This is a genomic window from Methylobacterium sp. M6A4_1b (genome assembly GCF_053345175.1).
Genome location: NZ_JBKEZQ010000024.1, coordinates 18,846 through 45,214 on the forward strand (window position 1 = coordinate 18,846; position 26,369 = coordinate 45,214).

The 26,369-nt window shown below is 73.4% G+C and carries 23 protein-coding genes; 8 read left to right on the forward strand and 15 right to left on the reverse strand.

Features of this window, described 5'->3' with window-relative positions; all coding sequences use genetic code 11:
- The first annotated feature begins 171 nt into the window (after positions 1-171).
- Complete coding sequence (locus ACLBWX_RS18660; RefSeq protein WP_447678490.1) at positions 172-2,058, forward strand: ATP-binding protein; 1,887 nt, start codon at positions 172-174, stop codon at positions 2,056-2,058.
- Positions 2,055-3,413 (forward strand): sigma-54-dependent transcriptional regulator, encoded by a 1,359-nt coding sequence (locus tag ACLBWX_RS18665; RefSeq protein WP_447678491.1) that lies wholly within the window; start codon positions 2,055-2,057, stop codon positions 3,411-3,413. Before ACLBWX_RS18660 ends, ACLBWX_RS18665 begins: the two co-directional genes overlap by 4 nt.
- A gap of 54 nt (positions 3,414-3,467) precedes the next feature.
- Here the strand turns inward: ACLBWX_RS18665 and ACLBWX_RS18670 are convergent, their stop codons facing one another.
- The 7 genes from ACLBWX_RS18670 to ACLBWX_RS18700 form a co-directional block, all read right to left on the reverse strand.
- Positions 3,468-4,055 (reverse strand): PepSY domain-containing protein, encoded by a 588-nt coding sequence (locus tag ACLBWX_RS18670; RefSeq protein ID WP_447678492.1) that lies wholly within the window; start codon positions 4,053-4,055, stop codon positions 3,468-3,470.
- 95 nt (positions 4,056-4,150) lie between these two features.
- A complete protein-coding gene (locus ACLBWX_RS18675) occupies positions 4,151-5,767 on the reverse strand; it encodes a PepSY-associated TM helix domain-containing protein (RefSeq protein WP_447678493.1) in 1,617 nt (538 codons plus the stop codon).
- A gap of 39 nt (positions 5,768-5,806) precedes the next feature.
- Entirely contained in the window at positions 5,807-8,083 is a 2,277-nt protein-coding gene (locus tag ACLBWX_RS18680; RefSeq protein ID WP_447678494.1) for a TonB-dependent siderophore receptor, read from the reverse strand.
- A gap of 543 nt (positions 8,084-8,626) precedes the next feature.
- The gene (locus tag ACLBWX_RS18685) at positions 8,627-8,923 is read right to left on the reverse strand and encodes a hypothetical protein (RefSeq protein ID WP_447678495.1); all 297 of its coding nucleotides are present in this window, start codon (positions 8,921-8,923) and stop codon (positions 8,627-8,629) included.
- An 88-nt stretch (positions 8,924-9,011) separates the two neighbouring features.
- A complete protein-coding gene (locus ACLBWX_RS18690) occupies positions 9,012-9,275 on the reverse strand; it encodes a DUF6894 family protein (protein WP_447678496.1) in 264 nt (87 codons plus the stop codon).
- Positions 9,276-9,489: 214 nt separating this feature from the next.
- Positions 9,490-11,751 carry an SF1B family DNA helicase RecD2 gene (gene recD2, locus ACLBWX_RS18695; RefSeq protein ID WP_447678497.1) on the reverse strand — a complete coding sequence of 754 codons (2,262 nt, stop codon included), beginning with the start codon at positions 11,749-11,751 and terminating at the stop codon, positions 9,490-9,492.
- Between the two features lie 60 nt (positions 11,752-11,811).
- Entirely contained in the window at positions 11,812-12,489 is a 678-nt protein-coding gene (locus ACLBWX_RS18700) for a trna delta -isopentenylpyrophosphate transferase (protein ID WP_447678498.1), read from the reverse strand.
- A gap of 200 nt (positions 12,490-12,689) precedes the next feature.
- Between ACLBWX_RS18700 and ACLBWX_RS18705 the strand changes: the two genes are divergently transcribed.
- On the forward strand, positions 12,690-13,025 hold the full coding sequence (locus ACLBWX_RS18705; protein ID WP_447678499.1) for a hypothetical protein: 336 nt from the start codon (positions 12,690-12,692) through the stop codon (positions 13,023-13,025).
- 53 nt (positions 13,026-13,078) lie between these two features.
- On the opposite strand, the gene ACLBWX_RS18710 is transcribed toward ACLBWX_RS18705, so the two are convergent.
- Positions 13,079-13,342, reverse strand: coding sequence for a hypothetical protein (locus ACLBWX_RS18710; protein ID WP_447678500.1), 264 nt, complete (start codon positions 13,340-13,342; stop codon positions 13,079-13,081).
- A 209-nt stretch (positions 13,343-13,551) separates the two neighbouring features.
- Between ACLBWX_RS18710 and ACLBWX_RS18715 the strand changes: the two genes are divergently transcribed.
- Complete coding sequence (locus ACLBWX_RS18715; RefSeq protein ID WP_447678501.1) at positions 13,552-14,304, forward strand: DUF502 domain-containing protein; 753 nt, start codon at positions 13,552-13,554, stop codon at positions 14,302-14,304.
- 53 nt (positions 14,305-14,357) lie between these two features.
- On the opposite strand, the gene ACLBWX_RS18720 is transcribed toward ACLBWX_RS18715, so the two are convergent.
- The 6 genes from ACLBWX_RS18720 to ACLBWX_RS18745 all read right to left on the reverse strand — a co-directional run bounded on the left by ACLBWX_RS18720 (position 14,358) and on the right by ACLBWX_RS18745 (position 21,241).
- A complete protein-coding gene (locus tag ACLBWX_RS18720) occupies positions 14,358-15,041 on the reverse strand; it encodes a class I SAM-dependent methyltransferase (protein WP_447678502.1) in 684 nt (227 codons plus the stop codon).
- A gap of 76 nt (positions 15,042-15,117) precedes the next feature.
- Positions 15,118-16,182, reverse strand: coding sequence for a glycosyltransferase (locus tag ACLBWX_RS18725; protein WP_447678503.1), 1,065 nt, complete (start codon positions 16,180-16,182; stop codon positions 15,118-15,120).
- Positions 16,179-17,096 (reverse strand): glycosyltransferase family 2 protein, encoded by a 918-nt coding sequence (locus ACLBWX_RS18730; protein ID WP_447678504.1) that lies wholly within the window; start codon positions 17,094-17,096, stop codon positions 16,179-16,181. The genes ACLBWX_RS18725 and ACLBWX_RS18730 overlap by 4 nt, the downstream gene beginning before the upstream one ends.
- 43 nt (positions 17,097-17,139) lie before the next feature.
- On the reverse strand, positions 17,140-18,276 hold the full coding sequence (locus ACLBWX_RS18735) for a glycosyltransferase (protein ID WP_447678505.1): 1,137 nt from the start codon (positions 18,274-18,276) through the stop codon (positions 17,140-17,142).
- Positions 18,277-18,297: 21 nt separating this feature from the next.
- The gene (locus tag ACLBWX_RS18740; RefSeq protein WP_447678506.1) at positions 18,298-19,197 is read right to left on the reverse strand and encodes a glycosyltransferase family 2 protein; all 900 of its coding nucleotides are present in this window, start codon (positions 19,195-19,197) and stop codon (positions 18,298-18,300) included.
- Positions 19,187-21,241, reverse strand: a complete 2,055-nt coding sequence (locus ACLBWX_RS18745; RefSeq protein ID WP_447678507.1) for an HAD-IIB family hydrolase — start codon at positions 21,239-21,241, stop codon at positions 19,187-19,189. The genes ACLBWX_RS18740 and ACLBWX_RS18745 overlap by 11 nt, the downstream gene beginning before the upstream one ends.
- A 60-nt stretch (positions 21,242-21,301) precedes the next feature.
- Between ACLBWX_RS18745 and ACLBWX_RS18750 the strand changes: the two genes are divergently transcribed.
- Together ACLBWX_RS18750 and ACLBWX_RS18755 are read left to right on the forward strand one after the other, a co-directional pair.
- Entirely contained in the window at positions 21,302-22,342 is a 1,041-nt protein-coding gene (locus tag ACLBWX_RS18750; protein WP_447678508.1) for a glycosyltransferase family 4 protein, read from the forward strand.
- The gene (locus ACLBWX_RS18755) at positions 22,342-23,562 is read left to right on the forward strand and encodes a glycosyltransferase family 4 protein (RefSeq protein WP_447678509.1); all 1,221 of its coding nucleotides are present in this window, start codon (positions 22,342-22,344) and stop codon (positions 23,560-23,562) included. The genes ACLBWX_RS18750 and ACLBWX_RS18755 overlap by 1 nt, the downstream gene beginning before the upstream one ends.
- Here ACLBWX_RS18755 and ACLBWX_RS18760 read toward each other — a convergent pair.
- Positions 23,550-24,533, reverse strand: coding sequence for a hypothetical protein (locus ACLBWX_RS18760; RefSeq protein WP_447678525.1), 984 nt, complete (start codon positions 24,531-24,533; stop codon positions 23,550-23,552). The genes ACLBWX_RS18755 and ACLBWX_RS18760 overlap by 13 nt on opposite strands.
- Before the next feature lie 169 nt (positions 24,534-24,702).
- On the opposite strand from ACLBWX_RS18760, the gene ACLBWX_RS18765 reads away from it, so the two are divergent.
- Complete coding sequence (locus ACLBWX_RS18765; protein ID WP_447678510.1) at positions 24,703-25,347, forward strand: hypothetical protein; 645 nt, start codon at positions 24,703-24,705, stop codon at positions 25,345-25,347.
- On the forward strand, positions 25,344-25,988 hold the full coding sequence (locus tag ACLBWX_RS18770; RefSeq protein ID WP_447678511.1) for a hypothetical protein: 645 nt from the start codon (positions 25,344-25,346) through the stop codon (positions 25,986-25,988). Before ACLBWX_RS18765 ends, ACLBWX_RS18770 begins: the two co-directional genes overlap by 4 nt.
- Positions 25,989-26,369: the final 381 nt, after the last annotated feature.

Genomic DNA, 26,369 nt, shown 5'->3' on the forward strand with positions numbered 1-26,369 from the left:
CTCCCGGAATGGCAACCGGCGTGCCAGCGGCGCGGCGCGGGAAACTTTTTGTTAAACGCCTGATATCAGGGTCGTTTTTTCCATGAGCCCGCGCCGCTCCCGGGATCGCCTTGCGAAAACCCGGACCCGGCCGCGGAATCCCGTCCGAGAATTCGCAGAGGGGCGCAGGCCATGACGCCGGGTCCCGGACCGATCGCGGCACACCGTGCGAAGGTGCACGTGCCGAGCCGCCGGAGCCTCGCGCTGCTGGCGAGCGTCGCCGCGATCCTGCTCGCGGTCTGGATCGCCGGCGGCGTCGCCGAGCGCTGGGCCCTGGCCGACCTGCGCCGCACCGCCGCGGCGACGCTGGGGCTGCAGGTCGGGGTCCTGGCGGCCGAGATGCAGAAGCAGGCCTCGCTGCCCCTGGCCCTGGCGGCCGATCCGGAGATCGCCGCCGCGGCGGAGGCCGCGCCGCCGGAGGCCCTGATCGGCCGCGTGAACCGGCGCCTCGCCCAGGTCGCCGCGGCGACGGGCTCGGCGGTGATCTACGTAATCCGCCCGGACGGGATCACGGTGGCGGCCAGCAATGCGGAGGGGCGCGGCAGCTTCCTCGGCCGGGACTACGCCTTCCGGCCCTATTTCCGGCAGGCGATGCGCGACGGGGCCGGTTCGCAGTTCGCCCTGGGCACCGTGAGCGGGCGCGCCGGCCTCTACCTGTCCCGGCGGATCGGGAGCGCCGGCGGCGTCGTGGTGGTCAAGATCGAGTTCGACGCGGTCGAGGCCGCCTGGCGGGCGGCGGGGGACGGGGTGTTCGTCGCGGATGCGCGCGGCATCGTCCTCGTGGCGAGCGACCCGGCCTGGCGCTTCACCACCCTGCGGCGGGTCGACGAGGCCGAGCGCCGGCGCATCCGCGAGGCGCTGGAATTCGGCGACGCCCCCCTCGACGACATGCCGCTCTATCCGGTCGCCGGCACGGCGGACCTCGTGCGCGTCGGACAGGGCGCGCGGCCGGCCTGGGCCGCGCTGCGCCTCGACGCGCCGATCCCCGGCACCGGCTGGCGGCTCACCACCCTGACCTCCCTGGGCGGCACGGTCGAGCGCGAGCGGGTCCAGGCCTGGATCATCGCCGCCCTCGTCACGGGCCTGGCCTGCCTCGGCCTCACCGCGCTGGCGGGCCGGGGCCGGCGCAACCGCGAGCACCTCGCCCGCGCCTCGGCCCAGCGGGACGCCCTGGAGGCCCGCGTCCGGGAACGCACCCTGGAACTCACGGCCGCCAACGGGATGCTGCGGCTCGAGATCGAGGAGCGGCAGCGCGCGGAGGCCGAGCGCGAGCGCCTGGGGCGCGAGCTCGCCCAGGCCGGGCGCCTGGCCGCCCTCGGGCAGTTCGCCGCCAGCATGGCCCACGAGATCAATCAGCCGCTCGCCGCCATCCGCTCCTACGCCGACAACGCCGCCGTCCTGGTCCGGCGCGGCCGGACAGAGGAGGCGGCGGAGAACGCCTTCGCCATCGGCCGCCTCACCGACCGCATCGGCGGCCTCACGCGCCAGCTCAAGGGGTTCGCGCGGCGCTCCTCCGCCAAGCGGGAGCCGGTGGCCCTCGCCGAGATCCTGCGCAACGCCTTGGAGCTGGTCGAGGCCCGGGCCGCGGCCGCCGGCATCCCGCTCGTGACGGAGGCGGGCCCCGCCGGCCTGCGGGTGCTGGGCGACGGGCCGCGCCTCGAGCAGGTCGTCGTGAACCTGCTCCAGAACGCCCTCGACGCCGTGCAGGGCCGGCCCGATCCCCGCGTCGACCTGCGGGTCGTCGTCGAGGCCCCGGACCGCGTCGCCGTCGAGGTCCGCGACGGCGGCCCGGGGATGCCCGAGGCGGTGCGGGCGCAGGTCTTCGACGCCTTCTTCACCACCAAGGCGGACGGGCTCGGGCTCGGGCTCGCCATCGCCCGCGGGATCGTCGAGGATTGCGGCGGCAGCCTCACCGTCCGGGACGATCCGGCGGGCGGTACGATCTTCCGGATGGCGCTGGCGAAGGCCCCGGCCTACGAGACGGCCGGAGCAGCCGGACCGGCGGAGACGACGACGTGAGCGACAACAGGGATGGGGCAACCTCGGCCGAGCGGGTCGTCTTCATCGACGACGAGGCCGATGTCTGCCGCGCCAACCGCCAGAGCCTGGAGCTCGACGGGTTCCGGGTGGAGACCTTCGGGGCGGCCGGGCCGGCCCTGACCGCGATCCTCGCCGACCCGCCCGGCCTCGTCGTCACCGACGTGCGCCTGCCGGACCTCGACGGGGTCGCGCTGTTCGCGCGGCTGCGGGCGATCGATCCCGAGCTGCCCGTCATCCTGATCACCGGCCACGGCGACATCCGCATGGCGGTGGGGGCGATGCGCGACGGCGCCTACGACTTCCTGGCCAAGCCCTACCCGGCCGAGGCGCTGCTGGCCTCGGCGCGCCGCGCGCTGGAGCGCCGCCGCCTCGTCCTGGAGAACCGCCAGCTGCGGGCGCGTCTCGACGCCGCCCTGGAGGAGGATCCGGCCTTCCTCGGCGTGTCGCCCGAGATCGTGCGCCTGCGCCAGCTGGTGCGCGAGGTGGCGCAGGCCGACGTCGACGTGCTCGTCTTCGGCGAGACCGGCGCGGGCAAGGAGGTGGTGGCGAGCGCGCTGCACCGCTGGGGCCGGCGGGCCAAGCGCAACTTCGTGGCGATGAATTGCGGGGCGCTGCCCGACAGCGTGGCCGAGAGCGAGCTGTTCGGCCACGAGGCGGGGGCCTTCACGGGCGCCATGAAGCGCCGGGTCGGCCGGATCGAGCACGCTCAGGGCGGCACCCTCTTCCTCGACGAGATCGAGAGCATGCCGCTCAACCTGCAGGTGAAGATCCTGCGGGTGCTGCAGGAGCGCAGGGTCGAGCCGCTGGGCGGCAACGACAGCCTGGCCATCGACATGCGGGTGGTGGCCGCCACCAAGGTCGATCTCGGCCAGGCGGCGGCGCAGGGCACCTTCCGCGACGACCTCTACCACCGGCTCAACGTCATCACGATCGCGATCCCGCCCCTGCGGAACCGGCGCGAGGACGCGATCCTGCTCTTCCAGGAGTTCCTCCGGCGGGCCGCCGCCCGCTTCGGCCGCGAGGTGCCGGCGATCACCGGCCCGGTGCTGGAGCACCTGCGCCGCCACGACTGGCCCGGCAACGTGCGCGAACTCGGCCACTTCGCCGAGCGCTACGCCCTGGGCCTCGGCACCCTCGACCTCGCGGCGCCCGAGATCGTCACCGCCGGCACCCTGGCCGAGCAGGTCGACCGCTTCGAGCGCGGCCTCATCCGCGAGGAGCTGATCATGGCGGGCGGGGATGTCCGGCTCGCGGCGGAATCCCTGGGGACGCCGCGCAAGACCCTCTACGACAAGATCGCCCGCCACGGGCTCACGCCGACCGACTACCGCTGAGGGTCCCGGCCGGGGCGGGGAGGCCGGCGTCCGCGCCGGCCTCCCCCGGTCACGTCAGTCGACGACCTTGCCGTCGGGGCCGACCTTGACCTTCTGCTCGCGGTCGGCGAGCGCCACCTTGATCTTGTACTCGACCGAGGAGCCCTCGCGCTCGACCTCGGCCTCGTAGGCCTTGCCGCCGCCGGCCTTCTGCTCGGCGATCTTCAGGGCGTCCTTGAGCGAGGTGGTGGCCTTCTGGAAATCGGCCGGCTTCAGGCGGGTGAAGTAGCGCTCGATCGGCTGGTTCTCGGTCTTGTAGAGGGCGCCGCTGTCGGCGTTGATGCCGTACTCGACCAGCTTGCCGTCGGGGTACACGACCTTGATGCTGTAGTGGTTCGGGTTCTTCGCGTCGGCCTTCTCGAAGTCGGCGTCGATGGCGCGGCCCTTCTCGCCCTGCTGCTCGGCGGTGGTCAGCGCCTGGGCGAGGGTGATCTTGCTGGCGGCGGCGACCTGATACTCCTTCATGTCCTTCTCGGACTTGGCCGTATCCGTCTTGGCCGTGTCTGGCTTGGCCGTGTCGGGCTTGGCGGCGGGCGACTGGGCCAGCGCGAGGCCGGAGCTCATCGCGAGGAGGCCGGCGGCGGCGGCGAGGCGGTGCATCATGGCGGGTCGTCCGTTTTCGGATGTCGTTGAAGGACCCTGGAAACGACCGGCGGGCCGGTTGGTTGCTCCGCATTCTTCGCCGCGGCGCCGGAGCCTCAGCGGGCCCTCGGTCCCGTCGACGCGAGGGCGCCGAGGCCCGGGCGCTGCGTCGCGGGGGCAGGCACGGGACCTTGGACCGGCGCTTGCCGGGCCGCCCGCCGCGGGCCGGCATAGCGGGCGAGCTTGCGCGCCGCGAAGGCGAACAGGCCCGCCAGGGCGAGGAGGGTCGCGTCGAACCACACGAAGCGCGCCTCCCCGGCCGGCAGCCCGGCCCAGCGGTGATCGACCAGGGCGAGGTCGGCGGCCAGGACCGCGAGATAGAGGCCGGCCGTCGCGGTCAGCGCCGCCCCCCAGGCCCGGCGCGACGGGCCGGCCAGGGCCGCGAGCGTGACCAGGAGCCAGGTGGCGAAGAAGGCGCCGATCTCCCAGTCGGCCCGGCCGGACAGGGTGGGGGGCAGGAGGCGGTTGGCGAGGAAGTAGGCCGCGATCGCCGCCGGGAGCCCGGCGACGGCGCCGATGTTCAGGGCCTGGACGAGGCGCAGGCCGAGGAAGCCCCGCTCGCCCGGCCGGGGCAGGCGCGCCACCGACCAGAGCACGAGGCCGGTCGCCACCATGGCCGAGCCCATCAGCCCGCACAGGAAGAACAGGATGCGCAGGGCCGGTCCGGCGAAATGCGCCTCGTGCAGGCCGACCAGGGTGGTGAAGGTCCGGGTCGCCGGCTTGAGGCCGCCCTGGCGGACCTCCCGCACCGCGCCCGTCGCCCCGTCGAAGGCGATCTGCGGGTGCTCGTGCGAGAGCCCGTGCGGCTCCTCGAACACCGCCGTCACCACGGCATGCGCGTCCCGCGGGTTTGCGATCGACAGCCGCTCCAGGGGCTCGGACACCCGCGCCATGGCCTCGCGCACCATCGGGCCGATGGGCGCCAGGGTGCCGGGCTGCCCGGCGGGCGGGCGGGGTGCCGGGATCTGGCCGCTCTCGGCGAAGAAGGTCTGCGCCTCGCCCCGGTAGGCCGTGGTGATGCCCCAGGGCATGTACATCACGCTCAGGGTGACGATGCCCGTGTAGGTGATCATCAGGTGGAAGGGCAGCGCCAGCACGCCGGTGACGTTGTGCGCGTCGAGCCAGCCGCGCTGGGGCGCCTTGTCCCGCCGCAGGGTGAAGAAATCGGCGAAGATCCGCCGGTGCGTGACGATGCCGGAGATCAGCGCCACCAGCATGATCATGGCGCAGAGGCCCACGATCCAGCGGCCCCAGAGCGGGGGCATGTGGAGCTCGAAGTGGAAGCGGTAGAGGAAGTCGCCGCCCTTCGTGTCGCGGATCGCGGCCGGCGCGCCGGTCGCCGGGTCGAGGCGGGCCTGCCCCGGCGGGGTGCCCGGCCTGGTCCGCCAGAACAGGTCGACGACCGGGCTGTCGGGCGTCGGCAGGCCGATGAACCAGGTCCGCGCCCCGCCCGCGTGCTGCTGCAGGTGGGCGACGGCGAGCTCGGCCGCCCGCGCCGTTTCGTCGGGGGAGAGCGCCTCGACCTGGCGGAGCTCGGGCCGCATCCAGCGCGAGATGTCGGCCCGGTAGTAGCTCGCCGTCCCGGTGACGAAGACCGCCAGCAGGATCCAGCCGACGACGAGGCCGGACCAGGTGTGGAGCCAGGCCATGGCCTGGCGGAAGCTCGTTCCCATGCGTCCTCCGGAAGGCCGGCGCGGCGCCGGCGCGCCGCGCTACCAGCGGTAGCGCAGGGTGGCGTAGACGGTGCGGGGCAGGCCGTAATAGCAGTTCGAGTAGCTGAAGCAGCCCGTGACGGTGCGCGCGTCGAGAAGGTTCTGCGCGTTGACCTGCATCGTGAAGCCGTTGAGCGTCGCGTCGAGGTTCTTCAGGTCGTAGGACAGCACCGCGTCCACGAGGACGCTCTCCGGAACCTTGAAGGTGTTGGCCGGATCGCCCCAGGAGGAGCCGAGATAGCGCACGCCGCCGCCGAGGCCGAGGCCCAGCAGGGGACCGCTGGTGAAGCGGTAATCGGCGAACAGGGAGATCGTCGTGTCCGGGATCTGGACCGGCACCCGTCCGAGCAGCGGCACCTGCTGGTTGGTGACCTGGTTGAGCGTCGAGGTGATGTCGGTGGCGATCCGCGCGTCGATGACCGAGACGCCGCCGATGACGTTCAGGCCTTCCGCCAGGGTGGCCCGCGCCTCGAATTCCAGGCCCTGCACGCCGACCGCGCCGGTCTGCACCACGAAGCTGCCGCGGTTGACCGGGTCGGGATTCGTGGCGTTCGAGCGGCGGATGTCGAAGGCGGCGGCGGTGAGCAGGATGTCGGTGCCGGGCGGCTGGTACTTGATGCCGGCCTCGAACTGGTCGCTGGTGACCGGATCGGGGATGCGCCCGATCGAGCCGAAATTGGCGTCGAAGATCCGCCCGGCGGTGATCGGCTCGAAGGCCTCGCTGTAGGAGACGTAGGGCGCGAAGCCGTTGTCGAAGAGGTAGAGCAGGCTGGCCCGGCCGGTGAAGGCTTCCGAGGGCACGTCCTGGTTCGTCACGCCGTTCGTGGCGAGGTTCCGGGTCGGCCCCGAGGTCCGGGCCCAGTCGTAGCGGCCGCCGAGGGTGAGGACGAGGCGGTCGAACTTCACCTGGTCCTGAAAGTACACGCCGGTCTGCTCCGCCGTGATGCGCGCATCCGTGGTGAAGGGCGGCGTCGGGATGGACAGGCTGTAATTGGGCGCCAGCACGTTGAGGCTGGGCGCCGCCGGGAAGGCCGAGGACAGGGTGCGGGTCTCGAAGCTGCGGTAATCGACGCCGACCAGCGCGGTGTGGGCGAAGAGGCCGGTCTCGAACTTGCCCACGAGATTGTTGTCGATGGTGTAGGCGTCGATCCCGACCCGGGTCGTGATGCGCGAGCGGTCGATGAGCGGGCCGCTGGCGAAGGGGCCGGTGCTGTCGTTGAAGGCGCCGTAGACGCTGCGGTAATCGCCCTCGGTGCGCAGGTAGCGCGCCGCCGAGTGGAAGTGCAGGGACTCGTTGAAATCGTGGTCGAAGATGTAGCTGATCGAGGCCTGAGTCCGGTCCGAGCGCTCGAAGTTGCGGTCGCCGTCGTAGAAGTCCACCGGCAGGCGACCGGTGAGGCCGCCGCCGAAGTTGCGCGGGAACAGCGTGCCGACGGCGGGAAAGCCTCCGTAGAAGCCCGAGTACGGATCGCGCTGGTAGTTGCCGATGACGGTGAGCGAGGTGTCGGCGGAGGGCCGCCAGGTCAGGCTCGGATTGATCAGGACGCGCTCGACCTCTGTGGTCACGGCCGGGCCGTCGCCCTTCCAGCCGAGGCCGACGACCCGGTAGGCGAACTGGTCCGCGAGGGGTCCCGCCTCGGCGGCCAGAGGGCCGCCGATATCGAAGCCGCCGCGCACCTCGTTGAAGCCGCCGCCCTGGACGAAGATCTCCCCGTGCTGGACGAAGCGCGGCATCTTGGAGACGAAGTTGACGATCCCGCCCGGGCCCGACTGCCCGTAGAGCACCGAGGCGGGTCCCTTGATGACGTCCACGCGCTCCAGGCGGTAGGGGTCGACGGACGGCGCGGCGTCGCGGCTGCCCGGCAGCGAGAGGCCGTCGAGGAACAGCGGGGCGGTGAAGCCGCGAATGAAGAACTGATCGGTCCGCGTCGCGCCCGAGCCGCCGCGCTGCTCGGTGGTCACGCTCGGCGTATAGCGCAGGGCCTGGTTCAGGGTGAGCGCGTTCTGGTCCTCGATCTGCTGGCGGCCGATCACCGAGATCGACTGCGCCGTCTCCAGGATCGGCGTGTCGGTCTTGGTGGCGACCCGGCTCTGGGTGGCCACGTAGCCGCGCACGGGTCCGACCGCGCCGCCGGGCTGGTTGCCCGAGGCGTTCCGGCCCGCGCCGGCGCCTTCCACCGACAGGGTATCGAGGGTCACGGTCTCGACGGCCGCCTGTGCCCGCGCATCCCGGACCGCGAACCCGACAGCAGCAACGCCGGATAGGAGCGTCGCCATGAGACAGCGTTGCGCTGCTTTGGTGACGACACAGGCACTCTCATTCGACGCAAAACGGTTCACAGCCAAAGACCATTCCAACGAGTTTACGAAGGCACTGCCGCGGACGGAAATTGCATTACTATTCGAGGCACACGAACGTCTTGGCAGAATCCATAATTCATCTGCAAGCTATATGTTTTTTACTTATTCCAAATTGGAACTGCTCCGCGACCGTTTCGCCCGCACGGCGTTTAATCCCCACCGGCGCGAAGAAATTCGCGGTGCGACACGCAATCCACAGCCGGGGGCCGAGACGCGGGCGCACGCTCGGGGCGAGGGCGGGTCTGACCGAGAGCCGGCGGCGCCTTCGACCGATCGGTCGCCGCGGATATCCCGGGGATTTTCCGATGCAGCCTCGATGCCCTCAAGCAGGGCGCGCCGAGTCCGCGCCGATCCTGCGCGACAGCGACCGGACGCCTGCTCGCCCTCGAGGCCGAGGACACCCAACCGACGAGGACGCCCGGCCGATCGGAGAGGCCCGCCTCCCGTTCCACCCCGGATTCAGGCCGCCAGCGGCAGGGTCTCCGGCGCCGGGGCGGCGGCGCGGATGCCGAGGAAGGCCTCCACCGCGCCCAGGCCGTCGAAGGCCATGAATTCCGGCCGCAGGGGGGCGGGAAGGCCCGCGAAGGTCAGGCTCCGGAAGGTGTCGGGATGGGGATAGAGCTGGTAGGGGCCGCCCGGATCGAGCGGCGGGAACAGGATCGCCACCTTCCGGCCGCCGAGCCGGACGAGGCGGGTGCTGCTGTAGGACAGGGTCTCGATCGTATAGGCGCCCCGCTTCGACGTGCCCTTCGTCATGATGCCTCGCATGGTTCCGTCCTCGTTCGCGTCTCGTGTCGAAAACCCCGCCGCGAACGCCGCCCCGCCGTGAACGCCGCCCGCGGTCTCAGGCCGCCCGCGCCAGCGGCAGGATCTCGCGGAAGGCGAGGAGGAGGACGCGCCGGCCCTGCGCGTCGTGGACGTCGACGATCCAGTCCGACCAGTCGAGCCCGGCCCCGACCCGCTCCATGGCGTGCAGGGCCACCTCCACGGCATGGAAGCGGATCTGGGTCGGGTCGGCGAGGGCGAGGCCGCTCGGGTCGATGATGGCCACGTGGCCGTCGGTGCAGTGGAACCGGTAACGGGGTCGGGGATCACGCGGGACGGTCATGGCCGGGCCTCCGATGCCCGGGATTTCCCTGTCGGGAGCGTCGCCGGGGCCTGTCGTCCGGACTTCGCGGCCGGATCGTGCAACGTCGTCGAGCCGATATAAGTTCTTCTTTTGTTCTCATCAAGATTCCAGCCCCGCGCGTTCTGACGCGGCCCCGCGGCAAAGCTTGCCGGCGGGCGTCCCGCGCTCGGGCGTCGCGGGGCCGATCCTGTCCCTAGCCGCGCTCGCGCAGCCACTGGCCGAGCTTGGTCCAGCGCCGGGCCTGGCGGCTTCCGGACACGGCCGTCCGGATCGCCCGGGGCTGGCCGACGAGCACCACCAGCTGCTTGCCCCGGGTCACCGCCGTGTAGAGCAGGTTGCGCGCCAGCATGGTGAAGTGCTGGTTCACGATCGGGATCACCACGGCCGGGTACTCGGAGCCCTGGCTCTTGTGGATGGTGGTGGCGAAGGCCGGCACGAGGGTGTCGAGCTCGCCGTACGGATAGGCGACCTCGCGCCCCTCGAAGGACACGATCACCGCCTGATCCGCGGCATCGAGGCGCACGACCCGCCCGAGATCGCCGTTGCAGACGTCGCGGTCGTAGTCGTTCTGCGTCTCCATCACCCGGTCGCCGGGTGAGAAGCGCCAGCCGAAGCGCTCCACCGCCGTCTCCGGGGGCGGGTTCAGCACGCGCTGGAGCTCGTGGTTCAGGTTGCGGCTGCCCAGCACCCCGCGCAGCATCGGCGTCAGCACCTGGACGTCGCGCAGGGGGTCGAGGCCGAAGCGGGCGGGGATGCGCCGGGTCACCACCTCGATCAGCCGGGCGAGGCCGATCTCGGGATCGTCCACCGCGATCCAGTAGAAATCCGCCGCCGCGTCCGCGGATGCGCCCTCCCGCAGCGCCTGCTGCACCGCCTCCTGCACCGGAGGCAGCGCCTCCGGCATCAGGCCCCGGTTGATGCGGTGGGCGTTGACGACGATCCGGCTCGCCGCGGCCTGCCGGAACACCTCGGTGAGGCGGGCGACCGGGATGCGCTCCGAGGCGATGAGGTCGGCCAGGACCTGGCCCGGCCCCACGGAGGGCAGCTGGTCGACGTCGCCCACGAGGAGCAGGGCCGCCCGCTCCGGCACCGCCTTCAGGAGCGCGTTCATCAGCGGCACGTCGATCATCGAGGCCTCGTCGACGACGAGGAGGTCGCAGTCGAGCGGGTTGCCGGCGTCGCGGGTGAAGCCGCCCCGGGCCGGGTCGACCTCCAGCAGCCGATGGAGGGTCCGGGCGGGCAGGCCGGTCTGCTCGGTCATGCGCTTGGCGGCCCGGCCGGTGGGGGCGGCCAGCAGCACGCGCACGCCCTTGGCGACGAGGATGCGCAGGAGGGAATCCAGCGTGCTGGTCTTGCCGACGCCGGGGCCGCCGGTGAGGACGCAGAGCCGGGCGGCGAGCAGGGTGCCGATGGCGGCGCCCTGCGAGGGCGACAGGGTCCGGCCCGTGCGGGCCTCGACCCAGGGGATCGCCCGGGCGGGGTCGATGGCGGGCCAGGGCGGAGCCCCGTCGCGGCGGTCGAGCAGGCGCTCGGCGATGGCGCGCTCGGCCCCGTGCAGGCCCTTCAGGAACAGGCAGGTCTCCCGTTCGATCGTGTCCGCCACCACGTCCGCGCCGCGCAGCTCCAGGGCGATGGCGAGGCGGATCAGGTCGGGCTCGACCTCCAGCAGGCGCCGGGCCAGGGCCACGAGGCGCTCGGTCGGCAGGGCGCAATGGCCCTCGTCCGTGGCGGTCTGGAGGGCGAAGGTGACCCCGGCGCGCAGGCGCTGGGGCGCCTCGCGGGCCATGCCGAGCCGCATCGCGATGGCGTCGGCGGTGCGAAAGCCGATGCCGCGGACGTCGCGGGCGAGCCGGTAGGGGTCTTGCCTCATGACCGCAATGGCGTCGCGCCCGTAGGTCCGGAAGATGCGCACGGCCCGGGCGGTGCCGACCCCGTGGGCGTGCAGGAAGACCATGATCTCCCGCACCAGCGTCTGCTCGGCCCAGCCGCGCAGGATGCGGGCGGCGCGCCTGGGGCCGATTCCCTCCACCTCGGTCAGGCGGCCGGGCTCGGCCTCGATGACCGAGAAGGTGTCCGCGCCGAACCGGGCCACGATGCGCTCCGCCATGGCCGGGCCGATGCCGCGCATCGGCCCGGAGGCGAGGTAGCGCGCGATGCCCTCGCGGCCCGTCGGCGGCGTCACCCGCAGGGTCTCGGCCCGGAACTGCAGCCCGTGCTGGCGGTCGCTGGTCCACCGGCCCGCGGCGGCGATCCACTCGCCGGCCGCGATCGCCGGGGCGTGCCCCACCACCGGCACGAGCTCGCGCCGGCCCACCGCCTGGACCTTGAGCACGCAGAAGCCGGTCTCGGCGTTGTGGAAGGTGACGCGCTCGATCGTGCCCGCGAGCGTGTCGCCGGGCTCCCGGCCGCGAGACGCCGCGCGGGCCTGCGGTTCGAGATCTCCCGGGCGGATCATCCTGTTCACGCCACCGGCCCCGCCTGACGATCAGGCCGCGCGGCGGCCCGGTTTCTTGGTTCAGGCCGCGCGGCGGCCGGGTTTTTTAGGAGGCCAGCCCAGGGCGACGAGGCGGGCGCGGGCATAGTCGCGGACCTCGTCGCGGGTGCCCGGCGGCATCCGGGCGAGAACCTGCTGGGTCTCGGCGTCGAGCATCAGGTCGGTGACGGCGTCGATGCTGTCCTGCGCGTCGATGCGGCGCTTCAGGTCGGCCTCGGCCTCGGTCACCTCGTCGAACGGGTCGGGATCCGCGAAGGCGTCGTCGACGGCCTGGATCGCGGCCGGGGATTCGGCCCGGAACGCGTCCGCCTCCTCCTCGGAATAGACGAGCCCGTGCAGTTCCAGGAGCTTGAGGATGACCCGGTCCTTGGCGCGCTTCTCGGCCATGGCGTAGACGTAGCCGGCCTGCTTGCCCGAGACCCGGTAGTTCACGTTCACCAGGGCCTCGCCGATCGACCACTCGACCCGCTCGGTCCCGGCCTTCGCCCCTGCCATCCGGCCGGTGACCAGGATCACGGCCTCGTCGCGCTCGGCCCGCACCAGGGTCGGCGGGTCGAAGGCGATGCCGGCCTGGGCGGCGATGCGCTCCAGGGTCCGGTGGTAGATCACCGCCGTGCCCTGCACCCGCCAGACATTGCCGCCGAAGGGTTCGCCGTAGCGGACCAGGATGTCCGCGATCTGCTTGTCCGCCGTTCTCATCGGGCCTTCCCGTCGAAGGCCGGCCGCCCGGGCCGGCCCCAGGCCGCGCCCCCAGGGCCGCGTTCCTGTTATGTTCCAGAAGACGTGATGTGGTCCCCGGGGCGGGGCATGACAAGTGGGTGTGTCGAGACCGAAGCCGTCGTAGAAGGGGCGCCGGACACCCGCTGTCCTGCGGAGCCGCAGCGCGAACAGGAGCGCCGATGACCTCGCTGATCTTCTCCGTGTCGAGCCCCGAGGGCGACGGCACCTACCGGATGGAAGCGACGAAGACCGCCCGTGGCGTGCGTTTCACGTGCACCTGCCCGGAGGGCGTCGCGCAGGAACAGTGCGAGCACCGCATCGCCCTGCTCCTCGGGGAGGTCGGCCACCTCGCGTCGGTCGATCCCGCTTCGGTCGCGGCGCTGGCCGCCCTGACCCGCGGCTCGCCCCTGATGCACGCCGTCCACCGGCTGGCGCAGGCGGAGGCCGCCGAGGCCGAGGCCCGCGCCGACCTGGCGCGCGCCCGGCAGGTCCTCGCCACCATGCTGGGCGGCTGAGCGGCGGAGATCTCGGGCGAAGAAAATCTCGGACAGCGGAGATCTCGGGCGGCTCAGCCCCGGTCGGGCCGCGCCTCCCAGATCGCCGCCTCGACGAAGGGGCGCTTCAGCTGCGGGCCGGCGGCGCTGCGCAGGACGAAGTCGTTGGCGCCGGGATGGCGGCGGATCGCCTTGCCGAGGTTGAGCCGGTAGCCCGCCCCGAACACGAAGGGCGGCGCCATCGGGTCGGCCATGTAGGCGTCGACGGCCGCCGCCACCTCGGTCGCGGGAATGAGGCCCAGGTCGCACAGGGCGCGAATCGTCAGCTTCTCGGTCATGCGCCCCTCCATAGGCCCGCGGAGGCCGCCGCCGCAACGCGGCCCGTCGCCCGGCGCGCGGACGCGGTCTTGAGCCGCGGGAGCGCAGGGGCTACCTCTTGGCGCGGGGCCAAGCTTGCCGGAACCCCGGCTCCGCGCCCCGCGCGGGGCAGGGGCGTTCAGACAAGGGGCGTTCCGAGACGCCGTCCCCCGGCCGAGAGTGCGATCCCGTGGCGCCCACCCTTCCCCCGACGCTTCCCCCACCCGAGCCCGAGGCCGGCGCCCGCCCCCGGGTGAGCGCGCGGGGCCGCCTGCGGACCTACTTCCTCACCGGCATCATCGTGTCGGGGCCGCTGGCCATCACGATCTACCTGACCTGGTGGTTCATCAGCCTCATCGACGGCTGGGTGAAGCCGCTGGTGCCGGCGAGCTACCTGCCCGACCATTACCTGCCCTTCTCGATTCCGGGCCTCGGGCTCCTCATCGCCTTCGTGGCGGTGACCCTGCTGGGCTTCCTCACCGCCAACCTCGTCGGGCGCAGCGTCGTCGAGTTCGGCGAGGTGCTGCTCGCCCGCACGCCGGTGATCTCGGGGCTCTACAAGGGCCTGCGCCAGATCTTCGAGACGCTGTTCTCCGCCAACGGCACCTCGTTCCGCACCGTCGGCCTCGTGGAATTCCCCGTGAAGGGCACCTGGTCGGTGGTGTTCCTGTCGGCGCCGGCCGCGCCCGACGTGCAGAACGCTCTGGCGCCGGGGGGCGACCATGTCGGCGTGTTCCTGCCCTGCGCGCCCAACCCGACCACCGGGTTCTTCTTCTACCTGCCCCGCGCCGACATCGTGGAGATCGCCATGAGCGTCGACGACGCGGCCAAGCTGGTGATGTCGGCCGGCGTGATCCAGCCCGACGATCCGGGGGCGAAGGTCCAGGCCATGGCGGCGAGCCTGCGGGCGGCCCACGGGGACGCGCCGAAGGTCGACGCCTGAGCCGAGCCCCCGGCCCGACGAGGCGGCCCTCCCACGAGCTTCGCGTCGAGGGCTCAGAGCGGCTTGAGGACCTTGCATTTTCCGCCCTGCGCCCAGGGGCCTCGCACCCGTTCCGAGGCGCAGAACGCGTCGACCGCGCGGGTCACGCCGGGGAAGCGGCCGCCCAGGCTATCGTAATCGTCGGCGATCAGGAGGCCGCCGGGACGCAGGACCGGCCACCATGCCCGGAGATCCGCCGCCACGGAGGCCTCCTCGTGACCGGCATCGAGATGGATGACGTCGGCGGTGAGGCCGCGCAGGCGCATCAGTTCGGCGGCATTCACCGAATCCAGCGGAAGGGGCACGACCCGGTCGGCGAGCCCTTCCCGCAGCACGTTGGCCAGGAAGGTGCGGTACAGGCTGGGATACCCGTTCTCCATGGCGAGTTCGCCGAACAGGTCCGCATCGGCCCAGTGGTCGACGGCCCCGAGCCAGGTGTCCACCGCGATGACGGTCCCGTCGACGCCGTGCGCCGCCAGGCTCCGGGCCAGGTGCAGGGTGCTGGCCCCCTTCCAGGCACCGATCTCCACGATCACGCTCGGGCGGAACTCCGCGACGGCCCCGTCGAGGAAGGGATGGAGGCTGCGCCAGCCCTGGAGATCACGGGGGCGCAGGCTGTCGGGCGGGCGCGCGAACGGATCCCGGCCGTGCCAGAGCGCGTCGACGATGGCGCGACGGTTCGTCCTGGGCTGGCTCATCGGCGGCTGGCTCCTCGGGGGCGGCTCGCGAGACAGGGGGGGGGCTCGCGTCCGGGATCGGGCGCGCGTCGGGCCTTCAGCCCCGGGCGTCCCGCTGCGCCAGCCCGTAGAGGGCTTCGCAGCGCGCGAGCCAGAGGTCGCGGGTGAAGAGGCGCAGCACGCGTGCGTGCGGGATGGTCCGCGGGATGGCGAGGGCGTCGCCGATCGCCCGGGCCAGGGCGGGGCCGTCGTCGGGCGGGACGAGATGTCCGGCCTCGCCGACGATCTCGGCGGCCGCTCCCATGGCGAGACCCGCCACCGGCACCCCGCAGGCCATGGCCTCGATGGCCACGAGGCCGAAGGGCTCGTCCCAGCAGGGCGTGAACAGGAAGACGGAGGCGCGGCCGATCTCGCCCGCCAGGGCCGCGCCGGAGAGGTGGCCGCCGTAGCGGATCGATCCGCCGAGCTCCGGGGCGATCCGCGTCTCCCAGTAGTCCCGGTCCTCGATCGGGCCGAAGAGGGTCAGGGGGAGACCGGCCCGCCGGGCGGCCGCGACGGCGTGATGCGGACCCTTGATCGGCGCGATGCGCCCGGACCAGACGGCGCCGCCGTCGCCCCGGTCCCGAAAGGGCCAGGCCGCGGGATCGACGCCGTTGTGGAGCACCGACACCGCCGGCGGCGCGCCCTCGGGCCACCAGGTCCGGCGCTGGGCCTCCGAGGTCACGGTGATCCGGTGGCCGGGCACGAGGCTGTCCGTCACGAACCAGCGCAGGGCGTCGTAGGGCGGGACGTGCAGCGACGTGACGGTGGGCACCGCCGCGAGACGCCGGTGCTCCAGGGGCAGGCGGCTCAGGGCATTGTTGTGCAGCACGTCGAAGCCGCCGGCCGCGATCCGGTCGCAGGCGGCGGCGTATCCGGCATCCACATGGGCGACGAGGCCGGCATCGCCCCGGTGTTCGAGCCCGGGGAAGCGGCGCTCGTGGTGGACCGGGATCACCGGGTCGATGGAGAAGCGCGGGTCGCTGTCCCCGGCGGCGAACAGGACGACGTCGTGTCCCCGCGCCATCAGCCCGTCGGCCAGGGCGAAGGCATGGGCCTCCATGCCGCCCGCGAAGGGCCGCGCCACCGGATGGCGCAGATGGGCGAGGAGCGCGATCCTCACGCGGTCGCCGCCGCGGTGCCCCGCGCCTCGAGGAAGCGGATGACGGAGGCCGAATTGCTGTAGGGCTGGTGGCTCTGCTGGCCGGTCAGCGCGAAGTCGCCGGCCTCGGGGCGGCGCAGGATGCGGATGGGCCGGTCGGGGGTGTCGTCGATCAGCCCCATCACCTTGAAGGCATGGAGCCAGTGGCCCATCGTCCGGTAGCCCCACTTGGCCTCGAACAGCTCGGCGTTGCGCACGACGCTGTCGAGGTGGTGGACCGGCGGCATGTGGTGCGCGTGGTACTGATGATAGGCGAGCCCGCCCTTCATCCAGGCGATGGGAATCCCCCGCTGATCGAGGACCTTGCCGAAATCCGTGTCCTCGCCGCCATAGCCGGTGTAGCGCTCGTCGAAGCCGCCCGTGGCCAGGAAGGTGGCCCGCCGGATGGCGAAGTTCAGGGACCAGAAGCAGCGGTAATCCGGGCAGATCTCCAGACCGGAGGCCGGGGGGCCCCGGCGGTCGGAATGGCGCTCGGCCACGGCCGCGAAGCCCTCGCAGGCCCAGTCGCCGGCCGTGGCGCGCTCGGGCAGGTGGAGGACCTCGCCCATCAGCAGGCCGTCGAGTTCGGCGAGGCCGCGCGCGTAATCGGCCACGAGGCCGGGGGCCGGGATGCAGTCGACGTCGAGGAAGACGATCGCCGCGCCGGCCGCCTCCGCGACCCCGCGGTTGCGGGCGGCCGCCAGGGGCAGCTCGGTGCCCGTCACCGGGATCTGGCGGACCGGGAAGCCGACCTCGGGCAGGTCGTAGGGCGCGTCCTGCATCACCGCGACGATGAACTCGGTCGGCCTCTGCGTCTGGCGCTCCAGGCCGAGGAGCACGTTGCGCAGATGCGCCGGCCGTCCCTTGGCCAGGGTGACGACGGAAACGGTGGACATGGGCGGTCTGGCTCCGGGGCGACGGGACGGGGGGAGGGGGCGGTCAGCCGGCGACGGCGACCGGTTGGCCGGCGGGCTCCGCCGCCCCGTGCCAGAGTTCGTCGGTGAGGCCCTCGAGCCAGCCGGCGGCGCGGGCGGCGGCGTCCGGCGCGTAGAGGCCGCGCAGCGGGGCGGTGTCGAGGGCGCGGGCGCGGGCGAGGAGGTCGCGCCAGCCCTGGAGGTCGCCGGGCCAGACGGGCGCCTGGACGGCGGCCCCGAGCCGGACCAGGGCCTCGGCCTTGCGGGTCTGCTCGCCGAAATAGCGCCATTCGGGCATCACGATCAGGCGTCCGCCGACGCGGGCGACCTCGTGGATCGTGTTGTCGCCGGCGGAGGCCACCACGATGTCGGCGGCGGCGAGGTAGTCGGTCACCGAGGGCACCCAGCCGAGTTCGCGCAGGTTGGAGAAATCGGTCTCGTGGCCCTCGCGATGGGTCGGCCCCAGGGTCAGCCACAGGGCCTCCGGGGCGGCCCGGGCGGCCACCGTCAGGGGGGCGTAGGGCGTGCCGCTGCCCCCGCCGCCGGTCACCGCCACGACGATCTCGCGGTCCTGGTCGAGGCCGAGCCTGTCACGGGCCTCGGCCCGATCCGGCACCCGGTCGACGCTGGTGCAGAGGCCGCCGCTGTAGAAGGTCTTGGCCCGCAGGGCGGCCGGGTAGTCGTCCTGCTCCATGCGCGCGTCGAAGGGCGCCAGCATGCCGACGCAGGCCTCGTAGGCGCCCACATGGCCGATGTCGGTGCGGTCGCCATGCATCCGGATCTGCACCGCCGGCACGCTGGCGATGCGGGCCAGCAGCGCGATCTCCGCCGAGACGTCGACCACGAACAGGCCGACGTCGCGCTCGTCGAGATGGTCGAGGATGCGCCGCATGGTCCGGCGCATCGGGGCGAGGCCGAGGGGCACGCAGTGCATGACCCGGGGCGTCGGCTCCGCGTGGAGACGCGGCGTCGGCACCGCGGCGCCGATCATGTCGGGCAGCGGCACGATCTCGATGTCGCGGGCGAACCCGTCGAAGAGCCGCGGGCCCGCGGTGAGCACGGAGACGGGCCGGTCCTGGGCGAACGCGGCCGCCACCGCCATCGTGCGGTTGGCGTGGCCCCGTCCCTGGTGATGGACGAAGAACGCGATGGGTTTCTTCATGGCTGTCGGTTTCGCGATCCGTCAGGAGAACAGGGCGTCGGGCTTCAGGGCGGCGGCGGTCTCGGACGCGGAGGGCCGGCGCAGGACCCGGATCGCGGGGGCGTCGTCGTCCCAGGCGATCAGGCCTGCGGTCCGGAACTGGCCGAGCCAGTAGGTCATGCACCAGCGCCCATGCGTGGCCCGGAAGCGGGCGGCGTTGGCGAGGATGGCGTCGAAGTGCTGCAGCGGCGGCACGTGGACGGGATGGTGCTGGTGGTAGGCGCGGGCGCCCCCGACCCAGTGGGTCGGCAGCCCCGAGGCCGCGAGGCGCGCGGCGAGGTCCGTCTCCTCGCCGCCATAGCCGCGATAGGCCTCGTCCATGCCGCCGACGGCGTGCCAGGACCGGGCGGGCAGCGCGAAGGACAATCCCCAGAGCTGGCCGGGATCGGCCTCCCGGCGCAGGCCCTCCGGCGGGATCGCGGGGCGCGCCGGATGGGCGCGGCCGAGCCGGGCGAGCGCCGCTTCGTCCGTGGCCGCTTCCGGGCTCAGCCCCGGCGGCAGGTACAGGACCTCGCCGAGGAACAGGCCGTCGGTCTGCGCCGCCGCCCGCCGATAGGCCGCGACCACGGTCGGGGACGGGATGCAATCCACGTCGAGGAAGACCAGGAGATCGCCCGTGGCGGCCTCGGCCGCGCGGTTGCGGGCGGCGGCGAGGGGCATCGGCTCCCCCGCCACATGGCGATGGCGCACCGGGCAGCCCGGGTCCGGCAGGTCGGACACGCGGTCCGGCTGCATCCAGGCGATCACCAGCTCGTGCGGGCGCGCGGACTGGCGCGCCAGCCCGGCCATGAGGTTGCGCAGGCGGTCGGCCCGGCCGCGCACCAGGGTGAGCACGCTCGCGCATGGACCGGGGCGAGGGCCGGAGGACGGATCAGCCGGCATCGGCCAGCATCCGGCGGAAATAGCCGACGCCCTCGATGATGCCGCGGGCGTGCGAGGCCCGGGCCACGTAGGAATGCTGCAGGGCGGCGTTGCTGGCGAGATCGTCGGAGAAGTTGGCCACGATGATCGCCTGCGCCTGGGCGCGCAGCATCTCGACGTCGTTGCCCGAGTCGCCCGCCACGAACACGGCCCGCTCCGGCAGGCCGTAGAGCGCCCGGACATGGGCCACCGCCGTGCCCTTCGAGGCCGTCTCCGGCAGGACGTCGAGGTAGAGGCCGTGGCTGTGGATCACGTTGGCGGAGAGGCCCGCCCGCGCGAGGCCCGCCCGGACCCTCTGGGCGGTCGCCGCATCCCCGAAATAGCTGAGCTTGTGTCCGCGCTGCTCCAGGGGGCCCTGGGGCACGAGGCCGTCGAGCCCGGACAGCGCCGCGCGCATGCCCGCCCGGTCCCAGCCGGCCGAGACGGTGGCGCGCCAGGCCGCATCGGTCGTGTAGGTCACGCCGTTGGAATCGAGGTGATAGATCTCCGACCCCACCGAGGTGATCATCACCTGCGGACGCGGGCTCGCCTGCTGCTCCAGGATCGCCATGGCGCTGTGGAACGAGCGGCCGGTGGCGACCCCGAAGGCGAGGCCCGCCTGCCGGCTGCGCCAGCGCCGGAAGATCCCGAGCGCCGCCTCGCAGCCCACGAGCGTATTGTCGATGTCGCAGACGAGAAGCTGTCGCGGGTCCGCCAGGGGCGGCTCGGGGGCGAGCAGCTTGCGCAGCAGGTCGTGGTAACGGGCGGCGTGCCGGTCCCAGTCGTAGGCCGCCGCCGCGCGGGCGCCCCCCGCCACGCACGCGGCATAGAGCTCGGGATCGTCCAGGATGCGCAGGCAGGCCGCCGCGATGGCGTCGGGGGTGCGCGGATCGACGAGGAGCCCGTTGCCGCAGGTCTCCACGATGTCGTTGGGGCCGCCGCTGTCGGTGGCCACCAGCGGGAGTCCGGCGGCGGACGCCTCCAGGAGGGTCAGGCCGAAGGGCTCGTTGAGGGCGGGATTGACGAAGAGCCCGCCCCGCGCGCGGGCATAGGCGTAGAGCGCCGGCACGTCCTCCGGCCCGTGGGTCTTGGGGTAGGCCACGCGCCCGTACAGGTCGTAGCGGTCGATCAGCACCAGGATCTCCCGCATGGTGCCGGCCATGTCGCCGTCGAGGGCGTCGATGTCCTGGCGGGTTCCGGCCATCAGGACGAGGTTGGCCCGCGCCTGCAGGGCCGGGCTCTCGCCATAGGCCCGCACCAGGGCGCCGAGGTTCTTGCGGGCCACCGGGCGGGCGAGGGCCAGCAGCACCGGCTTGCGCGGATCGTGCAGGAACCGGTCGATGGTGGCATCGACCTGCGGCCGGGTCTCGGCCGCCGCGAAACGGGCGAGGTCGCTGCCCGGCGGCAGGACGCGGATGCGCCCGGGATCGTAGGCCCCATACCCGGCATATTGCACCTCGGCCTCGTCGCGGGAGGAGGCGATGACCAGGCTCGCGCGGGCCAGCGCGTCCTCCTCGGCGCCGATCCGGCGCAGGAGGTCCGGGTCGTCCCCCGCCCCCGACCCCAGCATCGACGCCTTGACCCGCCCGAGGGAATGGGCGGTGAACACGAAGGGGATCCCGCAGGCGGCCTCGACGATCGCCGCCACGGACGCCGCGTCGGCGTAATGGGCATGGATCAGGTCGGGCGCGCGCGGCTGCGCGGCGATCCAGGCCATGAGGCTGCGCGCGAAGCTGACGACCTCCGCGTGCATCTCCTCCTTGGAGCGGTATTGCGGCGACGCGCTGGCGAGCCGCACGAGCGTGACCTTGTCGGAGATCCGCTCTTCGGGCACGGCGTAGTCCGGGCCGGGGGCACCGCTGAACAGGCGGGTCGCCATCACGATCCGATCGATCCCCGCATCCTGGGACGAGGCCGCCACCAGATCGAGCAGATAGCGGATGTGCCCGCCCGTATCGGCGGTGAGACCGAACACGACTCCGCCACCGCGCAGGCAGCCTTGCAGAGCGACGTGCAGGACAAACATCAGGCAGCCAGCGGATCAGGAACGATCAGATAGATGTATGTTAAAGTCGAGGTGTAATCCGTGATTCGTGTCGCCCAAGTCGCACCAAACATTTTCCCCGTTCCCCCAGAGCATCACGGCGGCACGGAGCGGGTCATACACGACCTCAGCATGGCGCTGCATAATTTGGGCGTGGAAGTAACACTGTTCGCCCCCTCCGACAGTGCGACAGACTTGCCTCGCATCGGCGATCATCCGAGCCTCGCTGCTTTGGAACGACGCCACGGGCCGGTCGCGCCCGGCGTCCCGGCGGCCCTGGACGCCCTGCAGTCGGAGGCCCTGCGGGGCCGGCTCGACCGGTTCGACATCGTGCATTGCCACGGGGAGTTCGCCCATGCGGCGCTCCTCGGCGCCCGTCGGCGCCACAGCCTGACGACCGTGCATTGGCGGGTGGACGAGCTCGACCGGGCGCTGTTCTTCGCGGGCTTCCCCGACCTGCCGGTCGCGGCGATCTCGGCGGCGCAGGCGGCCGGCATCCCGCCGGCCAACCGGGCCGGGATCGTGCATCACGGGATCGCGCGGGACCGCTACGCGCTGCGGCCCGAGCCCGACGCGCACGTCGCTTTCGTGGGCCGGATGACCGACCAGAAGCGGCCCGACGTCGCGATCCGGGTGGCGCGCGCCGCCGGCCTGCCGATCCGGCTCGGCGGCACGATCGACGTCGGCAACCCCGATTACTTCGCGCGCGCGGTGCGCCCGCTCCTGGGCGACGACGCGACCTATCTCGGACCTGTGGACGATGCCCGGAAGGCGGAGCTCCTCGGGAGCGCACGGGCGCTGCTGTTTCCCATCGACTGGCCGGAACCCTTCGGTCTGGTGATGATCGAGGCGATGGCCTGCGGCACGCCGGTGGTGGCCTGGAACCGGGGCTCCGTGCCGGAGATCGTCGAGGAGGGCGTCACCGGGTTCGTCGTCTCCTCCGAGGGGGAAGCGGTGGCGGCGTTGGGGCGGATCGCGACGCTCGATCGCGCCCGCATCCGCCGGCGCTTCGAGGCGCGCTTCACCGCAGACCGCATGGCGGCCGATTACCTCGCCCTGTACCGGCGCCTGCTGGCCGCCTGATGCGCGTCGCCCTCCTCGCCTGGGACTACCCTCCGGCCCCGAGCGGTCTCTCGACCGCGGCCCGCGAGATCGCCGAGAGCCTCGCCGAGGCGGGCGCCGACGTCACGGTCTTCAGCCTCGACCGGACCGGCCGCGAGCGCCGCGGCGGCGTCACGGTGGCGGGCTTCGCCCTGCCGCCCGGCGGCGGGCTGGCGCGTCTGCGCCGCTGGGGCGCGGCCGGGCACCTCGCCGCACCGCTCGCGTTCCGGCGCGCCGTGCTGGCGGCCCACGCCGACCGGCCGTTCGACATCGCGGAAGCCACGAACTGGTACGCCCCCGCCGCCCTGCTGGCCGGGCGCCCGGACCTTCCGCTGGTGACCCGGAGCTCGACGCCCGCCGCCTTCACGCGCGACGCCCCCGCCACCCTGCGCGACCGCCTCGACGGCACGGCCGCCGATGCCCTGGAGCGCGCCCAGGCCCGGGGCAGCGCCGGGCTCATCGCCAACACCGAGGCGCACGGGGCGGTGATCGCCCGACGCTACGGCCTGTCCGGGCGCCAGCCCGAGGCGGTGATCGGCCTCAGTCTCCCGCCGGAGATCGTCGCGACGGCGCGGGGTGCCCCCTATCCGGGCGAAACGGAGCCCGTGCGCCTGCTCTTCGTGGGCCGGGCGGAGGCGCGCAAGGGCTTCGACGCACTCCTCGGCGCGGTCGCGATCCTGGCCGACGAGGCGGAGCGGCGCGCGATCCCGGCCTTCCGGCTGGACCTCGTCGGGGTGTCCCCGGAGGATCTGCCGGACGATGTGCCCGCGGCGGCGCGGGCCCGCATCCGCGCCCGGGGGCGGGTCCCGGCCGGGGCGCTGGCGCAGGCCTATGCGGAGGCCCACGCGGTGCTCGCCCCCTCGCGCTACGAGAGCTTCGGCCTCGTCTACCAGGAGGCCCTCGCCTATGGCCGGCCGCTGGTGGCCTGCGCGCAGGACGCGAGCGCCCGGGCCTTCGTGGGCGCGCCGGAGGCGGGTCCCCTGGCACGGGAGGCCACCGGCGCCGCCCTGGCGGAGGCCCTGCGCCCGCTCCTCGCCGACCCGGCTCTGCGCGATCTCTACCGGGGTCGGGCGCTGGCGGCGTCCGGCCGCTTCACCCGGACGATCCTGGCGCGCGAAACCCTCGCTCTCTACGCCCGGGCCATCGCGGCGGCCCGGCCCGGCCCGGGGCGCCGTGCGCGCCCGCCGTCTCAGTCCCGGTAGGGGCGCAGCAGCGCGGCTTCCTCCTCGGGGCGGCCCTGCCCGGGCGCGAGGCGCTCGTAGCGCCGGGAGCGCGCCAGGACATGGGCGCGGCCGAGATGGTGCTCGATCGCCCCGTGCAGGGCGATGAGGCTGCGCGGCCAGCCGCCGTCGAGCACGGGCCGCTCGTGCACGCGGCCGGCATAGCGCACGGCGCGCCGGTTCAGCCGGTACTGCACGTCTGGGTAGACGTCCGAGAGGCGGCCGTCGACGCGGTTCCGGCGCGCCAATCCGATCGAGAGGACGTCCCCCGCCTCGGCCAGGGCCGCCAGCGCCGGCAGGCGCCGCCCGGCCTCGGCGGCCAGGGTCTCGTCGGCGTCGAGCTGCAGCATCCAGGGATGGCGGGCGAGGTCCTGGAGGGCGTTGCGCTGGGCGGCGAAGTCCTGCCCCAGGGGCCGGGCGCCCACCCGCACGGAGCCCGGCGGACATCCGGCGGCCTCCACCGCCCGTGCCGGCCGTGCCGGCGCGTCGAGGAGGACCACGATGTCGTCGGTCCAGGCCCCATGGATCGCCAGGGCCGCGAGGACGGCGGCCAGGGCCTCCGGGCGGCAGAGCAGGCCGAGGGAGACGGGCGGCCCCGCCGCGAGGTCGAGCGCGTAGAGGTCTGCGCGCGCGGCGCACCGGTCGTGGGGCCGGCGCAGCGCCGTGCGCCCGGCCTCGTCCCAGGGCCGGATACCGCGGGCGTGGCCGGTCGCAGCGCTGCGGAGGGTGTAGAGATCGAGGCCATAGGGCGCGTCCGGGTCGGGGCCGAAGACCGGGCCGGCGAGACGTCCGGCCAGGTGCGCGCGGCATTCCGTCGGATCGGCCTCCACCTCCAGCAGGAGGCCGCAGGACCCGCAGGCGATCGGAAACGCCCGGTCCCGCCCGTCCGGGTAGATCAGGCGCCGGGCGCTCGGCCCGAGCATGTCGGCCGCACAGACGAAGCATCGTCGCATCATCGGTCCCGGCCTCTCTCCCTCATTGCGGGCCTCCCCCTTCGACCACAGGGCCCTTGCCGCGCAGGACCCTTGCCGCGCCGAGCCCTTGCCGCGCCGGCCCGGCGCCATACCTCCGCGGCTCCGCGAATCCCTGCCGCAACCGAACGCCGAGGTCGACTCTCCGCGCATGCTCGATCCGTCCGTCCCCGCTTCCGGCCCCGTCGCCATCGTCGGCAACGCCCCGGGACTCGATGCCGCCGCCGCGATCGACGGGGCGCCCCGCGTCGTGCGCTTCAACAACGCGCCGGGTTTCGGGGGCCGCGCCGGCTCCCGGGTCACCCACCTCGCCCTGGTCAATCGCGGCGGGCAGATGCGCGAATGGCTCGCCGATCCGCGCTTCCTCGATCGCCCGGTGGTCCGGCAGGCGGACACGTTCATCCTGCCCTTTCCGAGGCTGCCGGCCGCGCACAACCGGCCCGAGCAGGTGTGCTGGACCCGCGAAGCGGTGGCGCGGCTGGCGCCCCTCGGCAGACCCATCCACATCCTGCCGGAGGGCCTTCACGAGGCGGCGCGGCAGCGTCTCGCCCCCGGCACGGCCGGGCGGCCCAACCCGAGCACCGGCTTCCTGGTGACGCTGGCGTTCCTCCTCGGCGGTCCCCTCGGGCACGGCCCGGTCGAGGCGCATGGCTTCGGCTTCGACGGCTGGCCCGGCCATCCCTGGGCGGCCGAGCGCGCCTGGTTCCGGCAGGCCGAGGCGGACGGGCGGCTGCGGCTCCATCCGTGTCGCCCGTCATCCGCGACCGCTCCGGGCGGGAGCGCCTGCATCCGATGACCACGCTCGTCACCGTCCTGAAGAGCGGCGGCCGCTACGACGCGACCTGGGTCGAGCGCCTCGCCCGGGGCGTGCGCCGCCACGCCCCGGCCTTCGACCGGATCCTCTGCCTCACGGATCTTCCCCTCGCGGTGGCCGGCGTCGAACGGGTGCCGCTCCGGCACGACTGGCCGGCCTGGTGGGCGAAGATGGAGGCCTTCCGCCCCGGGCTCACAACCGGGCCGACGCTGCTCTGCGACCTCGACACCGTCCTGACCGGGCCGGCCGATGCCCTGGCCGAGCCGGGCCTCGCCGCCATGGAGGACTACTTCCACAAGGGCCGCGTCTCCAGCGCCCTGCTGCGATGGCCCGGCGGGACGCTGGACTTCCTCTACGACGCCTTCGCGGCCGAGCCCGAGCGCTGGATGGCGCCCGGCGCCTGCGGACCGGTGCCGAACGCCGTCCACGGGGATCAGGTCGTCATCGACCACCTGCTGCGCCGGGAGGGCCTGCACCCGGACCTCTTCCAGCGCCGCTACCCCGCCCTGCTCGACTTCTACGATCCGCGGCGGGCCGATCACGGCCCGGTGGTCGTCTTCATCGGCGAGTCGAAGCCCGACACCGCGAGCGGTCCGGTCCGGGCAGCGTGGACGCAGACATGATCCGTCGCGGAAAACGGACCTGACGGTATCCCCATCGCCGGTTTCGCCCAGCGCCGCGCGCGCGTCCGCGCTCGGGCCGCCCCGCTGTCCCATGTCCCGCTGTCCCATGTCCCGTTGTTCCATGTCCCGTTGTCCGGTGCCCCGTCCGGACCGCCGGATCCGGCTCCGGAGCGTCTCGCCCGAGCAGCCGATCTCGGCCGCGATCGCCGTGACCGCCGCCCGCCGCGAGGCCGGCTCGCCCCGGTGCACCCACACCATCCGCACCGCGCGGTGCGCGTCGTCAGGGCTCCATCCGCTCAGACCTCGGAGCCTGCGAACAACCCGGCGCGGTTCGGGCCGCACCGGTCGCGCGCGGGAGCGCTGTCGGCACGGGCGGATCGC

What these genes read in the sequence shown, in the direction of transcription:
- ACLBWX_RS18660 (WP_447678490.1), top strand. Translation starts at nt 172, where the DNA reads ATGACGCCGGGTCCCGGACCGATCGCGGCACACCGTGCGAAGGTGCAC.
- ACLBWX_RS18670 (WP_447678492.1), bottom strand. Translation starts at nt 4,055, where the DNA reads ATGATGCACCGCCTCGCCGCCGCCGCCGGCCTCCTCGCGATGAGCTCC.
- ACLBWX_RS18675 (WP_447678493.1), bottom strand. Translation starts at nt 5,767, where the DNA reads ATGGGAACGAGCTTCCGCCAGGCCATGGCCTGGCTCCACACCTGGTCC.
- ACLBWX_RS18680 (WP_447678494.1), bottom strand. Translation starts at nt 8,083, where the DNA reads ATGGCGACGCTCCTATCCGGCGTTGCTGCTGTCGGGTTCGCGGTCCGG.
- ACLBWX_RS18685 (WP_447678495.1), bottom strand. Translation starts at nt 8,923, where the DNA reads ATGACGAAGGGCACGTCGAAGCGGGGCGCCTATACGATCGAGACCCTG.
- ACLBWX_RS18690 (WP_447678496.1), bottom strand. Translation starts at nt 9,275, where the DNA reads ATGACCGTCCCGCGTGATCCCCGACCCCGTTACCGGTTCCACTGCACC.
- recD2 (WP_447678497.1), bottom strand. Translation starts at nt 11,751, where the DNA reads ATGATCCGCCCGGGAGATCTCGAACCGCAGGCCCGCGCGGCGTCTCGC.
- ACLBWX_RS18700 (WP_447678498.1), bottom strand. Translation starts at nt 12,489, where the DNA reads ATGAGAACGGCGGACAAGCAGATCGCGGACATCCTGGTCCGCTACGGC.
- ACLBWX_RS18705 (WP_447678499.1), top strand. Translation starts at nt 12,690, where the DNA reads ATGACCTCGCTGATCTTCTCCGTGTCGAGCCCCGAGGGCGACGGCACC.
- ACLBWX_RS18710 (WP_447678500.1), bottom strand. Translation starts at nt 13,342, where the DNA reads ATGACCGAGAAGCTGACGATTCGCGCCCTGTGCGACCTGGGCCTCATT.
- ACLBWX_RS18720 (WP_447678502.1), bottom strand. Translation starts at nt 15,041, where the DNA reads ATGAGCCAGCCCAGGACGAACCGTCGCGCCATCGTCGACGCGCTCTGG.
- ACLBWX_RS18730 (WP_447678504.1), bottom strand. Translation starts at nt 17,096, where the DNA reads ATGTCCACCGTTTCCGTCGTCACCCTGGCCAAGGGACGGCCGGCGCAT.
- ACLBWX_RS18735 (WP_447678505.1), bottom strand. Translation starts at nt 18,276, where the DNA reads ATGAAGAAACCCATCGCGTTCTTCGTCCATCACCAGGGACGGGGCCAC.
- ACLBWX_RS18740 (WP_447678506.1), bottom strand. Translation starts at nt 19,197, where the DNA reads ATGCCGGCTGATCCGTCCTCCGGCCCTCGCCCCGGTCCATGCGCGAGC.
- ACLBWX_RS18745 (WP_447678507.1), bottom strand. Translation starts at nt 21,241, where the DNA reads ATGTTTGTCCTGCACGTCGCTCTGCAAGGCTGCCTGCGCGGTGGCGGA.
- ACLBWX_RS18755 (WP_447678509.1), top strand. Translation starts at nt 22,342, where the DNA reads ATGCGCGTCGCCCTCCTCGCCTGGGACTACCCTCCGGCCCCGAGCGGT.
- ACLBWX_RS18760 (WP_447678525.1), bottom strand. Translation starts at nt 24,533, where the DNA reads ATGCGACGATGCTTCGTCTGTGCGGCCGACATGCTCGGGCCGAGCGCC.
- ACLBWX_RS18765 (WP_447678510.1), top strand. Translation starts at nt 24,703, where the DNA reads ATGCTCGATCCGTCCGTCCCCGCTTCCGGCCCCGTCGCCATCGTCGGC.
- ACLBWX_RS18770 (WP_447678511.1), top strand. Translation starts at nt 25,344, where the DNA reads ATGACCACGCTCGTCACCGTCCTGAAGAGCGGCGGCCGCTACGACGCG.